Annotated in this window: 14 protein-coding genes; 8 read left to right on the top strand and 6 right to left on the bottom strand. The window is 69.5% G+C overall.

Features of this window, described 5'->3' with window-relative positions; translation table 11 throughout:
• Position 1 precedes the first annotated feature (1 nt).
• From ASD13_RS02750 to ASD13_RS02720, 7 genes are read left to right on the top strand one after another with little or no spacing between them, the layout of a single operon-like run.
• Positions 2–571: a tripartite tricarboxylate transporter TctB family protein gene (locus ASD13_RS02750; RefSeq protein ID WP_229778799.1), complete on the top strand. Its 570-nt coding sequence runs from the start codon at positions 2–4 to the stop codon at positions 569–571.
• A complete protein-coding gene (locus tag ASD13_RS02745; RefSeq protein ID WP_055865560.1) occupies positions 571–2,118 on the top strand; it encodes a tripartite tricarboxylate transporter permease in 1,548 nt (515 codons plus the stop codon). Before ASD13_RS02750 ends, ASD13_RS02745 begins: the two co-directional genes overlap by 1 nt.
• A gap of 51 nt (positions 2,119–2,169) precedes the next feature.
• Positions 2,170–2,967 (top strand): sulfite exporter TauE/SafE family protein, encoded by a 798-nt coding sequence (locus ASD13_RS02740; RefSeq protein ID WP_055865556.1) that lies wholly within the window; start codon positions 2,170–2,172, stop codon positions 2,965–2,967.
• Between the two features lie 28 nt (positions 2,968–2,995).
• The gene (locus tag ASD13_RS02735; protein ID WP_055865553.1) at positions 2,996–3,466 is read left to right on the top strand and encodes an FAS1-like dehydratase domain-containing protein; all 471 of its coding nucleotides are present in this window, start codon (positions 2,996–2,998) and stop codon (positions 3,464–3,466) included.
• Positions 3,466–3,864: a MaoC/PaaZ C-terminal domain-containing protein gene (locus ASD13_RS02730; RefSeq protein WP_055865549.1), complete on the top strand. Its 399-nt coding sequence runs from the start codon at positions 3,466–3,468 to the stop codon at positions 3,862–3,864. The genes ASD13_RS02735 and ASD13_RS02730 overlap by 1 nt, the downstream gene beginning before the upstream one ends.
• A gap of 13 nt (positions 3,865–3,877) precedes the next feature.
• A complete protein-coding gene (locus tag ASD13_RS02725) occupies positions 3,878–5,011 on the top strand; it encodes a UDP-N-acetylmuramate dehydrogenase (RefSeq protein ID WP_055865547.1) in 1,134 nt (377 codons plus the stop codon).
• A gap of 46 nt (positions 5,012–5,057) precedes the next feature.
• Entirely contained in the window at positions 5,058–5,459 is a 402-nt protein-coding gene (locus ASD13_RS02720; RefSeq protein WP_055865543.1) for a VOC family protein, read from the top strand.
• Here the strand turns inward: ASD13_RS02720 and ASD13_RS02715 are convergent.
• From ASD13_RS02715 to ald, 3 genes are all read right to left on the bottom strand, one after another.
• On the bottom strand, positions 5,417–5,815 hold the full coding sequence (locus tag ASD13_RS02715) for a hypothetical protein (RefSeq protein WP_055865542.1): 399 nt from the start codon (positions 5,813–5,815) through the stop codon (positions 5,417–5,419). The genes ASD13_RS02720 and ASD13_RS02715 overlap by 43 nt on opposite strands.
• A 125-nt stretch (positions 5,816–5,940) precedes the next feature.
• Positions 5,941–7,140: a pyridoxal phosphate-dependent aminotransferase gene (locus ASD13_RS02710; RefSeq protein ID WP_055865540.1), complete on the bottom strand. Its 1,200-nt coding sequence runs from the start codon at positions 7,138–7,140 to the stop codon at positions 5,941–5,943.
• 81 nt (positions 7,141–7,221) lie between these two features.
• Positions 7,222–8,316: an alanine dehydrogenase gene (gene ald, locus ASD13_RS02705; RefSeq protein ID WP_017829173.1), complete on the bottom strand. Its 1,095-nt coding sequence runs from the start codon at positions 8,314–8,316 to the stop codon at positions 7,222–7,224.
• A 103-nt stretch (positions 8,317–8,419) separates the two neighbouring features.
• Between ald and ASD13_RS02700 the strand changes: the two genes are divergently transcribed.
• Positions 8,420–8,938 (top strand): Lrp/AsnC family transcriptional regulator, encoded by a 519-nt coding sequence (locus ASD13_RS02700; RefSeq protein ID WP_017829172.1) that lies wholly within the window; start codon positions 8,420–8,422, stop codon positions 8,936–8,938.
• A 19-nt stretch (positions 8,939–8,957) separates the two neighbouring features.
• Here ASD13_RS02700 and ASD13_RS02695 read toward each other — a convergent pair whose 3' ends face one another.
• The 3 genes from ASD13_RS02695 to aceA form a co-directional block, all read right to left on the bottom strand.
• Positions 8,958–9,389, bottom strand: coding sequence for a hypothetical protein (locus ASD13_RS02695; RefSeq protein WP_055865536.1), 432 nt, complete (start codon positions 9,387–9,389; stop codon positions 8,958–8,960).
• 95 nt (positions 9,390–9,484) lie between these two features.
• Positions 9,485–11,131 carry a malate synthase A gene (gene aceB / locus ASD13_RS02690; RefSeq protein ID WP_055865532.1) on the bottom strand — a complete coding sequence of 549 codons (1,647 nt, stop codon included), beginning with the start codon at positions 11,129–11,131 and terminating at the stop codon, positions 9,485–9,487.
• 144 nt (positions 11,132–11,275) lie between these two features.
• Complete coding sequence (gene aceA, locus ASD13_RS02685; protein ID WP_017829168.1) at positions 11,276–12,601, bottom strand: isocitrate lyase; 1,326 nt, start codon at positions 12,599–12,601, stop codon at positions 11,276–11,278.
• Positions 12,602–12,668 lie beyond the last annotated feature (67 nt).

Raw genomic sequence — 12,668 nt, 5'->3', positions numbered from 1 at the left:
CATGACGGTCCCCGCATCGTCGGGGACCGGGGAGCAGGGGGTGCGGGTCGACCACGGCGGTCGACCCGCACGCCGCACTTCCTCCGTCCCCATCGGCGAACTCGTGTTCGCCGGAATCATGGTTGCGCTCGGCGTCTTCGCCGTCGTCGGCATCTTCCTGATCCACGTCCCCGTCGGCATGAAAGCCGGCCCGACGGTCTTCCCGATCTTCGTCTCCGTCATCCTGCTCGCCTCCGCGGTCGCGGTCCTGATCGGGGTGCTGCGCGGCGAACGCGGCGGTGCGGAGGAGGCGGAGGACATCGATGAGAGCCTGCCGACCGACTGGGTCACCCTCGCCAAGCTGGCGGGTCTCGTCGTCGCCCACCTGCTCCTGATCGAGCCGCTGGGGTGGGCGCCCGCGGCCGCCCTGCTGTTCGGCGGGGTCGCGTGGTCGCTCGCCGCCAAGCGCTGGTGGATGGCCTTCCTCATCGGGATCGCGGTCGCGCTCGTGATCCAGGTCGTGTTCGGCGGTCTGCTCGGCCTGTCGCTGCCCTGGGGTCCCGCTCTCGGCTGGCTCGGAAGGATGTTCTGATGGACAGTTGGACCCTGCTTCTGGAGGGTTTCGCGACCGCGCTGCAGCCGCAGTACCTCGCGTTCGCCTTCCTCGGCGTCTTCGTCGGCACCGCGGTGGGAGTGCTCCCGGGCATCGGCCCCGCCATGACGGTGGCGCTGCTGCTTCCCCTCACCTACACGCTCGATCCCGCCGCCGCGCTGATCACCTTCGCGGGCATCTACTACGGGGGCATGTACGGCGGCTCGACGACGAGCATCCTCCTGAACACGCCGGGGGAGTCGGCTTCGATAGTCACGGCGATCGAGGGCAACAAGATGGCCAGGATGGGGCGCGGTGCCGCCGCGCTCGCCACCGCGGCCATCGGGTCCTTCATCGCCGGCACCCTGGCGACGCTGGGGCTGACGCTGCTGGCTCCGCTGCTCGCGCAGTTCGCGGTGAACCTGGGACCGGCGGACTACGTCGCCCTCATCGTGATCGCGTTCATCACGGTCGGCGCGCTGATCGGCAGCTCGATCTCGCGCGGGATGCTCTCGCTCGGCGTCGGGTTGTTCCTCGGTCTCGTCGGTACCGACTGGCTCTCCGGACAGCAGCGCTACACGCTGGGGCTTCCCGCGTTGTCCGACGGCGTCGACATCGTCCTGGTGGCCGTCGGGCTGTTCGCGGTCGGGGAGACGTTCTACATCGCCGCCCGGTTGCGGCACGGCGGCGTCGACGTGATCCCCGTGACACGCGGGTGGCGCTCCTGGATGACCAAGGCCGATTGGCGGAGGTCATGGAAGCCCTGGCTGCGGGGCACGGCGATCGGCTTCCCGATCGGCACGATCCCGGCGGGCGGCGCCGACGTGGCCACATTCCTGTCCTATGCGACCGAGCGCAAGCTGTCGAAGCATCGCGACGAGTTCGGACGTGGCGCGATCGAAGGGGTCGCCGGTCCGGAGTCGGCCAACAACGCCGCCGCCGCCGGCGTGCTGGTGCCTCTGCTCACGCTCGGCCTGCCGACGACGGCGACCGCGGCGATCATCCTCACGGCGTTCCAGTCGTACGGCATCCAGCCGGGGCCGCTGCTGTTCGAGAGCCAGTCGAACCTGGTGTGGGCGCTCATCGCGAGCCTCTACATCGGCAACGTGATCCTGATCGTGCTCAACCTGCCGCTCGTGGGGATGTGGGTGAAGCTGCTGCAGATCCCGCGGCCGTACCTCTACGCCGGCATCCTGCTGTTCGCGGTGTTCGGGGCGTATGCGCTGCACAGCTCGCCGACGGACATCGTGATCCTGCTGATCGTCGGTGTCCTCGGGTACTTCATGCGCAGGTACGGATACCCGGTGGCGCCGCTGGTGGTCGGCATGATCCTGGGGCCGATGGCGGAGGAGCAACTGCGCAAGGCGCTGCAGCTGAGCCAGGGGGATCTGAGCACGCTGGTCATGCAGCCGTTCGCCGCGATCGCCTACGGCGTGCTCGCGCTGCTGATCGTCGGCGGACTGTGGCTGCGGCGTCGCCAGCGTCGGTACGAGCAGGCGCTGACCGCGTCGATCGCGCTGCCGATGAAGGCGGACTCCGAGGTCTGAGTTCGAGACGGCGGGTACGAGAGGGGAGGCGGCCGCGAGTAGGCTGATCCGGTGAATGACGTACAGGCCCCCGCACGTGGGCCTCGTGCCTACGCGGCGTTCATCGGTATCGGCCTTCTCGCCGGCCTCCTCTCCGGACTCTTCGGCGTGGGCGGTGGCACGGTCATCGTCCCGCTGCTGGTGCTCCTGCTGCACTTCGATCAGCGCCTCGCGGCCGGGACCTCGCTCGCGGCGATCGTGCCCACGGCGAGCGTCGGCGTCATCTCCTACGCCACGACCGGTTCGGTGGCCTGGGTGCCCGCGATCATCCTCGCGGCGGGTGCCGTGGTGGGCGCGCAGATCGGCACACGGCTGCTGCCGCGCATCTCGCAGACGGCGTTGCGGTGGGGTTTCGTCGGCTTCCTGGTCGTCGTGATCGTCAGCCTCTTCCTGGTGATCCCCTCACGCGACGCCGCGTTCGAACTCTCCTGGCTTACCGGCATCGCCCTCGTCGGCGTGGGAATCGGCACCGGCATCCTCGCCGGTCTCATCGGCGTCGGCGGTGGAGTGATCGTCGTACCCGTGCTGATGCTGGCCTTCGGCACGAGCGACCTGGTCGCCAAGGGCACCTCGCTGCTCATGATGATCCCCACCGCCATCTCCGGCACCGTGGGCAACCTCCGCAACCGCAACGTCGACCTGCTCGCGGCGCTGATCATCGGCATCTCGGCCTGCACGACGACCGCGCTCGGGGCGTGGCTGGCCACGATCGTCGACCCGACGCTGGGCAACATGCTCTTCGCGGCCTATCTGGTCGTGATCGCGGTGCAGATGGCGATCAAGGCGATCAGAGGCCGCAAGCGCGGCTGAGCTCCGCCTGCCTCGGTAGGATCGAGGGGTGGCAGTGAACCAAGAACTGGTCGGCCGGGAGTTCCCGCCGACGGCCCCGTACCTCGTCGGCCGCGAGAAGGTGCGCGAGTTCGCTCGCGCCGTCTTCGCCGATGCCCCGCAGCACACCGACCTCAAGGCGGCCCGCGCGGCCGGCTTCTCCGACGTCGTGGCGCCGCCGACCTTCGCGATGGTCATCCAGGACCTCACGCTCCAGCAGCTGCTGGGGCAGGAGGACTCCGGCATCGTGCTGGCGCGCACCATCCACGCCGAGCAGCGCTTCACCTACACGCGCCCCATCGTCGCGGGAGACGAGCTCACCGCGCAGCTGCGCGTCACCGGCATCCGCATGATGGGCGGCAACGCGATGATCACCAGCGAGGCCGAGATCACCGACCCCGCGGGTGCCCATGTCGTGACCGCCACCAGCGTGCTGCTGGTCGGTGCCGAGCCGAGTGCGGATGAAGGAGAGGGCGCCTGATGGGCTACACCGTCGGAGACGTGCTCGCTGAGCGCACGGTTCACCTCACCCGCGAATCGCTCGTTCGTTACGCGGGGGCATCCGGAGACTTCAACCCGATCCACTACCGCGATGACGTCGCGGCGTCCGTCGGGCTTCCCGGCGTGCTCGCGCACGGCATGCTCACGATGGGCATCGCCTCCTCGGTCGTGGTCGCGGCGCTCGACCCGGCCACCCGCATCCTCGACTACGGCGTGCGCTTCACCAAGCCCGTCGTCGTCGACCCCGTCGAGGGCGCTGACATCACCGTCGTCGCCACCGTCGGTGCTGTCGACGACGAGGTCGCGCGCATCGACCTCAAGGTCACGTTCGGCGAGACCACCGTGCTCGTCAAGGCGCAGCTGCGCGTCGCCGTCTGATGAGGACGCTGTGATGCGGGAGATCGAGCCGGTCCGACTCGCGGAGCTGACCACGCTGCGCACGGGTGCGGCGCCGGAGCAGATGTTCGAGGCGACGACGACCGCCGGCCTGGTCGAAGCCCTGCGCGAGACGTGGGCGCGCGGTGACGAGTGGTTCGTGCTCGGCGGCGGCTCCAACCTCTTCGTGGGCGACGAGCCCTTCGAGGGCACCGTCATCCGCGTCCGCACCGAGGGCATCGAAGAGCTGCCGTCACCGCATCAGGGACGCATCCGTCTGCGCGCGCAGGCCGGACACGGCTGGGACGACCTGGTCGCCTATGCCGTCGCCCACGGCTACGCGGGCCTCGAGGCGATGAGCGGGATCCCCGGCACGGTCGGCGCCGCCCCCGTGCAGAACATCGGCGCCTACGGGCAGGAGATCCAGGAGACGCTGGTCGAGGTCGAGCTGATCGACGAGTCGACCGGAGAGATCTCGACGGTTTCCGCCGCCGAGCTCGGACTCGGCTTTCGCACCTCGGTGCTCAAGCACCACCACGGGAGTGTGCCGCTGCGCCGAGCCGTGATCCTCTCAGTGACCGTCGACCTGCTCATCGCGGGCGAGCGCGTGGTGCGCGGCGAGCAGCTGCGTCGGGCGCTGGGCCTGACCGATGAGACGCCCGTTCCGCTGGGGTGGGTGCGCGAGCGCATCCTCGCGACCCGGGCGTCGAAGGGGATGCTGCTCGACGCGGACGACCCCGACACGCATGGCGTCGGCTCCTTCTTCCAGAACGCGATCGTGACGGCGGCGGTGGCCAGGGCGCTGCCCACGGAGTGCCCGCGCTGGCCGGTCGCCCCCGACCTCGATGCGGTGACCGTGATCCCGCTCGCCTCGTACGACGGAATGGTTCCGACGTCGAAGCCCGCGACCGTCTCCGACGTCAAGGTGAGCGCGGCCTGGCTCATCGAGCAGGCGGGTATCCGCAAGGGGTTCAAGCTTCCGCGCTCACGAGCATCGGTGTCGACCAAGCACGCGCTCGCGCTGACCAACCGCGGCGGCGCGACCGCCGGCGAGGTCGCCGAGCTGGCACGGTTCATCCAGAGCAGGGTGCACGCCGAATTCGGTCTCGTGCTGCAGCCGGAACCGGTGCTCGTCGGCGTCGACCTGTAGAGCGTTGCTCGGCAGCCGCGGCGGACGGCGGGGCTACACTCGCGGCATGAGCGGACTGATCCCGTACCTGCTGTTCCCCGGCAACGCCGCAGAAGCGCTGCGTCACTACCAGTCGGTGTTCGGCGGCGACCTGCAGGTGCTCGACTACGCCACCGCGGGCCGGCACGACGGGCCGGGCGATGCGATCGCGCACGGGCAGCTGAGCGGACTGGTCGAGCTCGCCGGTGCGGATGCCGGTGCCGACGACGACGCTGTGCAGATGGGCGGTATGTTCCTCTCGCTCCTCGGCACGGCCGACGCGCTGACTCTGACCGGCTGGTACGACACGCTCGCGGCCGACGGCCGTGTGATCGACGCGCTGCAGAAGCGTCCGTGGGGCGACTACGACGGCACGCTCATCGACCGCTACGGCATCCGCTGGCTGATCGGCTTCCACCCCGAGGACTGAACCTGCTTCCCGTCGAAGTAGGCACGAGACGAGGGCAGGAAGACCAACACGACTGCCGCGGTGGTGAGGGCGAGGGCCGCGAGGCCGGCCCAGAACTCCCAGATCGGGGCAGCTGCCGCCGGAACGTAGAGCGCGAGCGGGAGCGGGAACAGCAGGGTCGCGTATCGGGCCCACGACTTCCGTCTCATCACGAGCACGGTGGTGGTCGCGTAGACGACCACCGGTACGAAGGGGAGCACACTGAGCCACCCTCCTCCCCAGTACCACATGAAGGGAGCGACGACGAGGGAGAGGAAGAAGACCAGCACGGTCACCGTGCTCAGGATGGTGAAGGCCACCCGCAGAGTCACCGGCATCCGCTCTTCCTCCTGCTTCCCCCAGGCGCGTCGAGACCCATCGTCGACGTCGAGACCCACTCCCGCAGGCGACTGGGGGCGTGGGTCTCGGTGCGCACGATGGGTCTCGGCAGAGGTGCAGCCGGTCAGGCGAACAGGCGCTGCAGGCGCTGGACGCCCTCGAGCAGCTGCTCGTCGCCGAGCGCGTACGACATGCGGATGTATCCGGACGGGCCGAAGGCCTCACCGGGGACGACAGCGACCTCGGCCTGGTCGAGGATGAGGTCGGCGAGCTCGAGCGAGGTGGTCGGCGTCACGCCGCCCCAGGTGCGGCCGAGCAGGCCCTGCACGTCGGGGTACACGTAGAACGCGCCGAGCGGGTTCGGGACCACGAGGCCGTCGATCTTCGACAGCTCCGAGACGATGAGCTGGCGGCGGCGGTCGAACGCCTGGCGCATCTTCTCGGCCTCGTCCTGCGGACCGGTGAGGGCGGCGATCGCCGCCTTCTGGGCGACGTTGTTCACATTGCTGGTGAGGTGCGACTGCAGGTTGCCGGCGATCTTGATGGCGTCGACGGGGCCGACCATCCAGCCCACGCGCCAGCCGGTCATGGCGTAGGTCTTCGCGACGCCGTTGACCAGGATGGTCTGACCGGCGACCTCGGGGACGGCCTCGACGATCGAGGTGGCCTTGACGCCCTCGTACGTGAGGTTCTGGTAGATCTCGTCGCTGATGATCCAGATGCCGTGCTCCAGCGCCCACTCGCCGATGGCCTTGGTCTCCTCGGCGGTGTAGACGGAGCCGGTGGGGTTCGACGGCGAGACGAACACGAGGGCGGTGGTGCGGGCGGTGCGGGCGGCCTCGAGCTGCTCGACCGTGACCTTGTATTCCTGGTCGGCGCCCGCGAAGACCTCGACGGGGGTGCCGTCGGCGAGGCGGATGGCCTCGGGGTACGTGGTCCAGTACGGCGCGGGCAGCAGCACCTCGTCGCCGGGGTTCACCACCGCCTGGAAGGCCTGGTAGACGGACTGCTTGCCGCCGTTGGTGACGATGACCTGGCTGGGGGAGACCTCGAGGCCGGAGTCGCGCAGCGTCTTCGCGGCGATCGCCTCGCGCAGCGCCGGAAGACCCGGGGCCGGCGTGTACCGGTAGCTGGCGGGATCGGCCAGAGCCTCGGCCGCCGCATCCACGATGAACTGCGGCGTCGCGAAGTCGGGCTCGCCGGCGGCGTACGAGATGACGTCCTTGCCTTCGGCCTTGAGGGCCTTGGCCTTGGCGTCGACTTTGAGGGTCGCGGACTCGGCGATGGCGGACAGCTTGCGGGAGAGAGGAGCGCGTTCGGTCACGATTACGAGCGTACTCGGGTCGATGCGGCAGGTGAGGTGTGGGATGCCGCCAAGATCCGAGGTTCTTTCGGGTGCGGAAGGTCAGCCGGCGTCGAGACCGTGAGCCTGCGCGACGGCCGCGAGCGTGATGCGCCCGCCCTGCACGTTCAGACCCGCAGCCAGTGCCGCGTCTTCGGACGCCGCGCGCTCCCAGCCCTTCCCGGCGATCGCCGAGACATAGGGGAGGGTCGCGTTGGTCAGGGCACGGGTCGCCGTCTCGGGAACCGCGCCCGGCATGTTCGCGACGCAGTAGTAGATGGAGTCGTGCACCGCGAACGTGGGGTCGTCGTGGGTCGTGGGGCGCGAGCCCTCGAAGCATCCGCCCTGGTCGATGGCGATGTCGACGAGCACGGAGCCCGGCTTCATCGCGGCGACCATGTCGTCGGTCACGAGCTTGGGGGCCGCAGCTCCCGGGATCAGCACGGAGCCGATCACGAGGTCGGCGGTCTTGAGCTCCTCGGCGATGTCGTAGCGGCTCGACGCGCGCGTCTCGAGGGCACCGCCGTAGCGGTGCTCGAGCTCCCGCAGGCGCGGCAGGGCGACGTCGATCACCGTCACCTTCGAGCCGAGCCCGAGCGCGTTCGCCGCGGCGTGCTCTCCTGCGACACCGCCGCCGATCACGACGGTCTTGGCGCGCGGCGTGCCGGCGATACCGCCGAGCAGCATGCCGCGACCGCCCTGCGAGCGCAGCAGCGAGTACGAGCCCATGGTGACCGAGAGGCGCCCGGCGATCTCGCTCATCGGCACGAGCAGCGGCAGACTGCGGTCGGGCAGCTGCACCGTCTCGTAGGCGACGGCGGTGGTTCCCGCCTCGACGAGCGCGGTGGTGAGCGCGCGGTCGGCGGCGAGGTGCAGGTAGGTGAAGAGGGTGAGGTCGTCGCGCAGGAAGCCGTACTCCTGAGCGATCGGCTCCTTGACCTTGATGACCAGGTCGGCCTCACCCCACGCTTCGGCGGCGGTCGCCACGATCTCGGCGCCGGCCGCGCGGTAGTCGTCGTCTGTGATGCGCGAGCCGAGCCCGGCGCCGGACTGCACGAGCACCCGGTGGCCCTCGCGCACCAGGCGGTCGGCGCCGGCGGGGGTGAGGGAGACGCGGTTCTCGTTGTTCTTGACCTCGGTGGGGACGCCGATCTTCATTGATCCTCCAGGTGTGATGCGGTGCGGCACCCAGGATCGCAGAAACATCGACAGAACAACAGAATCGGTGAAGATCATTCGCATGACGCGGAAATCCTGAATAATGCTTCGTATGGAGACGACCTCACAGGCCCCGGAGCCGAACACCGTTCGGGCACCGGCCCTGGATGCGATCGATGCCAGGATCGTGCAGCTGCTCACGGCCGACGGGCGTATGACGAATGCCGAGCTCGCCGCACGTCTCGGCGTCGCGCCCTCGACGGCGCACACCCGGCTGCGCGCCCTCGTGGACCGCGGCGTGATCACGGGTTTCCACGCGAGTGTGGACGAGCGGATGCTGGGCGCAGGGCTGCAGGCGATCATCGGCGTCACGCTGCGTCCGAGCGGACGGCGGGAGAGCATCGTCGAGTTCGCGGATCGCGTGCGCGTGCTGCCTCCGGTGATCCAGCTGTTCTTCCTCGGCGGCGACGACGACTTCCTGCTGCACATCGCGGTCGCCGACTCATCCGAGATGCGCGAATTCGTGCTCGAGCACCTCTCGGCGCAGAGCAGCGTCGCCTCGACCCGCACGAGCATCGTGTTCGACTACCACCGCAACTCGGTGGCCGCTTCGTTCCGCTGAGGCGGGGAGCCGCTGCGGGTCAGGCGCCGTAGGAGGAGGGCAGCGCGCAGTAGTCGGCGAACCGACGGGCCGGATGCGCGGGGTCGGTCACATCGACGATCGAACCCGCGACGGTGTGCGGCGGCTCATCGCCCGCCAACTGCCACACCGCGTAGTTCCACATGCCTCTGGTGCGCTCGCCGAGCAGAGCGGACGGCCCCGAGACGAGCAGGATGTCGTCGCTCTTCGGACCCTCGCGGAACGCGGTGACCGCGGCGCGGAGTTCGACCTCGTCACCGTCCGGCGAGTGCTCGCGGACGACCTGCTGCCCCGATGCCGTCAGCGCGGACAGGAGGTCATCTGCCGCCTGCCGCGAGCGCTCGGCATTCGCCCCGGCCACCGCGAGCAGGCGCCGGCCGCGCGGGTAGAAGTGCAGGAACTCGGAGGAGATATCCGCCCAGACGTCGGTCATGCCCCCAGGCTACGCCCGTGCGGTGGCACCGGCTCCGCACACGAAAGAGCCCTCGGTCACGGCATCGGCCGCGGCCCGAGGGCTCCTTCGCGCGCTCAGTCCTCGTCGACCAGGAACCGGCTGTAGGCGCCCAGCGTGAGGAACGTGGGGAACTCCTCCCGCAGGGCGACCTCACGGAAGATCTCCGCCGCGTCGTCGTACCTGTCGCCGTGGCTGCGCGTCGCCTGTGCGAGCACCTGGGTGATCAGATCCTCGACGTACTCAGCCGTGATGGGGGTGCCGTCCTGCGTGGTGCGGTCCTGGTGGATCCACTGCCACACCTGCGAGCGGCTGATCTCGGCGGTCGCGGCATCCTCCATCAGGTTGTCGATCGCCACGGCGCCGAGCCCGCGCAGCCAGGCCTCCAGGTAACGGATGGCGACGGACACGTTGTCCCGTACGCCCTGCGCGGTGATCGGCCGACCGATGTGCAGGTCGAGCAGGTCGCGGGCCTCGACGTGAACATCGTCGCGCTGCCGGTCGACCTGGTTGGGGCGGTCGCCCAGCACGGCGTCGAACTCCGCCTGGGCGGTGGGGATCAGGTCGGGGTGCGCCACCCAGGTGCCGTCGAAGCCGTCGCCGGCCTCGCGCTTCTTGTCGGCGGTGACCTTCTCGATCGCGCGCGCCGTCACCTCGGGGTCGCGCCGGTTCGGGATGAACGCGCTCATGCCGCCGATCGCGAAGGCGCCCCGCTTGTGGCAGGTCTGCACGAGCAGGTCGGTGTACGCCCGCATGAACGGCACCGTCATCGTGACCTCGCTGCGGTCGGGGAGCACGAAGCGCGCCCCGCGGCCGCGGTAGTTCTTGATGATCGAGAAGATGTAGTCCCAGCGGCCGGCGTTCAGTCCCGCGCAGTGGTCGCGCAGCTCGTAGAGGATCTCGTCCATCTCGAAGGCGGCCGGCAGGGTCTCGATCAGCACGGTCGCGCGGATCGTGCCGTGCGGGATGCCGATGTACTCCTCGCTGAACGAGAAGACGTCGTCCCACAGCTTCGCCTCCTCGCTCGATTCGATCTTGGCGATGTAGAAGTACGGCCCGCGCCCGCTGTCGATCAGCGCCTGTGCGTTGTGCAGGAAGTAGAGGCCGAAGTCGACCAGCGATCCCGATGCCGACGTGCGACGACCGGCGCGGTCGATGAAGGCGATGTGCTTCTCGGGCAGGTGCCATCCGCGAGGGCGCATCACGATCGTGGGCGTGCGCTCCGCCGTGACGCGGTACTCCTTGCCTTCCGGCGAGGTGAACGACAGCTCGCCGCGGATCGCATCGCGCAGAGACAGCTGCCCCTCGATCACGTTCTTCCAGGTGGGGCTCGTGGCATCCTCCTGGTCGGCGAGCCACACCCGCGCGCCGGAGTTCAGCGCATTGATCGTCATCTTCGGGTCGGTCGGCCCGGTGATCTCGACGCGACGGTCCTCGAGTCCGGGGCCGGCGCCGGCCACCCGCCAGTCCCGATCCTCACGGATGTGTGCCGTGTCGTCGCGGAACTGGGGGTCGTGTCCGTTGCCGATCTCGAAGCGGCGACGCATCCGGTCGGCCAGACGGTCGTGGCGACGCGCGGCGAATCGGTGGTGCAGCTCGGTGAGGAAAGCGAGCGCCGACGGGGTCAGGATCTCCTCGTAGCGGTCACGGAGGGGGCCGGTGACCTCGATCGCGGGACCCTGCTGGGTCGTCTGGATCGGAGCCGTGGTGGTGGGAGTGGTCATGATCGTGAGTCCTTTGCGTGGTGGTCCCCTTCGGCTCCGTCGAGACCCACGGTGGTCGTCGAGACCCATCGCTGCAGGCGATCGCGGCGGTGGGTCTCGACGGCGCCGATGGGTGTCGGCGAGACGGGGACGAGAAAGTGGGGATCAGTGGAACTGCGCGGCTTCGGTGGAGCCGGCGAGGGCGAGCGTCGCGCTGTCGGGGTTGAGCGCGGTGGAGATGACGTCGAAGTAGCCGGTGCCCGCCTCGCGCTGGTGCTTGGTGGCGGTGTACCCGTCTGCTTCCGCGGCGAACTCGGCTTCCTGCAGCTCGACATAGGCGCTCATGGCGCGATCGGCGTAGCCGCGGGCGAGGTCGAACATCGAGTAGTTCAGGGCGTGGAAGCCGGCCAGGGTGATGAACTGGAACTTGTAGCCCAGGTCGGCCAGCTCCTGCTGGAACGTCGCGATCTCGGCGTCCGACAGGTGCTTCTTCCAGTTGAAGCTCGGCGAGCAGTTGTAGGCCAGGAGCTTGCCGGGGAACTCGGCGTGGATCGCCGCGGCGAAGTTGCGGGCGAGCTCGATGTCCGGCTCTCCCGTCTCGACCCACAGCAGGTCCGCGTAGGGGGCGAAGGCGAGTCCGCGGCTGATGACCGACTCGATGCCCGGGCGGATCCGGTAGAACCCTTCCGTGGTGCGCTCGCCGGTGGTGAACTGCTGGTCCCGCTCGTCGACGTCGCTGGTGAGCAGGTCGGCGGCGAGGGCATCCGTGCGGGCGATGATGACGGTCGGCACTCCCGCCACGTCGGCCGCGAGGCGAGCGGCGTTCAGGGTGCGGATGTGCTGCTGCGTGGGCACGAGCACCTTGCCGCCGAGGTGGCCGCACTTCTTCTCGCTGGCCAGCTGGTCTTCCCAGTGGATGCCCGCGGCACCGGACTGGATGAGCGACTGCGCGAGCTCGTAGGCGTTCAGCGGTCCGCCGAAACCGGCCTCCGCGTCGGCGACGATCGGGGCGAGCCAGTCCTGTGTCGTCTCACCTTCGGCGTGCTCCAGCTGGTCCTGGCGGATGAGGGCGTTGTTGATGCGGCGCACGACGGCCGGCACGGAGTTGGCGGGGTACAGCGACTGGTCGGGGTACGTCTGACCGGCGAGGTTGCCGTCGGCGGCGACCTGCCATCCGGAGAGATAGATGGCCTTCAGCCCCGCCCGCACCTGCTGCACGGCCTGGCCCCCGGTGTACGCGCCGAGCGCCCGGACGTAGTCCTCGGTGTGCAGGAGGTTCCAGAGGTTGTCGGCGCCGCGGTGGGCGAGCGTGGCCTCTTCGCGGACCGAACCGCGGATGCGGATGACGTCTTCTGCCGAGTAGGTGCGCTCGACGCCGTCCCAGCGCGGGTCGGTGTCCCAGATCTCCTGGAGCTCGGCGGCCGTCTGAACCTGGTCGCCGGCTCGCAGACCGGCGGGGCGGGGCGTCGGGGTGTGGGCGGTGTTCGTCATGGTGTCTCCTCGGTGGATCCGGCGGCTGTGCCGGTGTGGCGTGGTTCCACTGTGCGTGAAGTTCGGA

The sequence above is a fragment of the Microbacterium sp. Root1433D1 genome, assembly GCF_001426835.1.
Classification (GTDB): Bacteria; Actinomycetota; Actinomycetes; order Actinomycetales; family Microbacteriaceae; genus Microbacterium; species Microbacterium maritypicum.
Note: the sequence above shows the minus strand (reverse complement) of the source record. Positions and strands in the feature narration are given on the sequence as shown.

What these genes read in the sequence shown, in the direction of transcription:
- ASD13_RS02715 (WP_055865542.1), bottom strand. Translation starts at nt 5,815, where the DNA reads ATGCCGGTGACTCTGCGGGTGGCCTTCACCATCCTGAGCACGGTGACC.
- ASD13_RS02695 (WP_055865536.1), bottom strand. Translation starts at nt 9,389, where the DNA reads ATGACCGACGTCTGGGCGGATATCTCCTCCGAGTTCCTGCACTTCTAC.
- aceB (WP_055865532.1), bottom strand. Translation starts at nt 11,131, where the DNA reads ATGACCACTCCCACCACCACGGCTCCGATCCAGACGACCCAGCAGGGT.
- ASD13_RS02700 (WP_017829172.1), top strand. Translation starts at nt 8,420, where the DNA reads ATGCTTCGTATGGAGACGACCTCACAGGCCCCGGAGCCGAACACCGTT.
- aceA (WP_017829168.1), bottom strand. Translation starts at nt 12,601, where the DNA reads ATGACGAACACCGCCCACACCCCGACGCCCCGCCCCGCCGGTCTGCGA.
- ASD13_RS02720 (WP_055865543.1), top strand. Translation starts at nt 5,058, where the DNA reads ATGAGCGGACTGATCCCGTACCTGCTGTTCCCCGGCAACGCCGCAGAA.
- ASD13_RS02730 (WP_055865549.1), top strand. Translation starts at nt 3,466, where the DNA reads ATGGGCTACACCGTCGGAGACGTGCTCGCTGAGCGCACGGTTCACCTC.
- ASD13_RS02750 (WP_229778799.1), top strand. Translation starts at nt 2, where the DNA reads ATGACGGTCCCCGCATCGTCGGGGACCGGGGAGCAGGGGGTGCGGGTC.
- ald (WP_017829173.1), bottom strand. Translation starts at nt 8,316, where the DNA reads ATGAAGATCGGCGTCCCCACCGAGGTCAAGAACAACGAGAACCGCGTC.
- ASD13_RS02745 (WP_055865560.1), top strand. Translation starts at nt 571, where the DNA reads ATGGACAGTTGGACCCTGCTTCTGGAGGGTTTCGCGACCGCGCTGCAG.
- ASD13_RS02725 (WP_055865547.1), top strand. Translation starts at nt 3,878, where the DNA reads ATGCGGGAGATCGAGCCGGTCCGACTCGCGGAGCTGACCACGCTGCGC.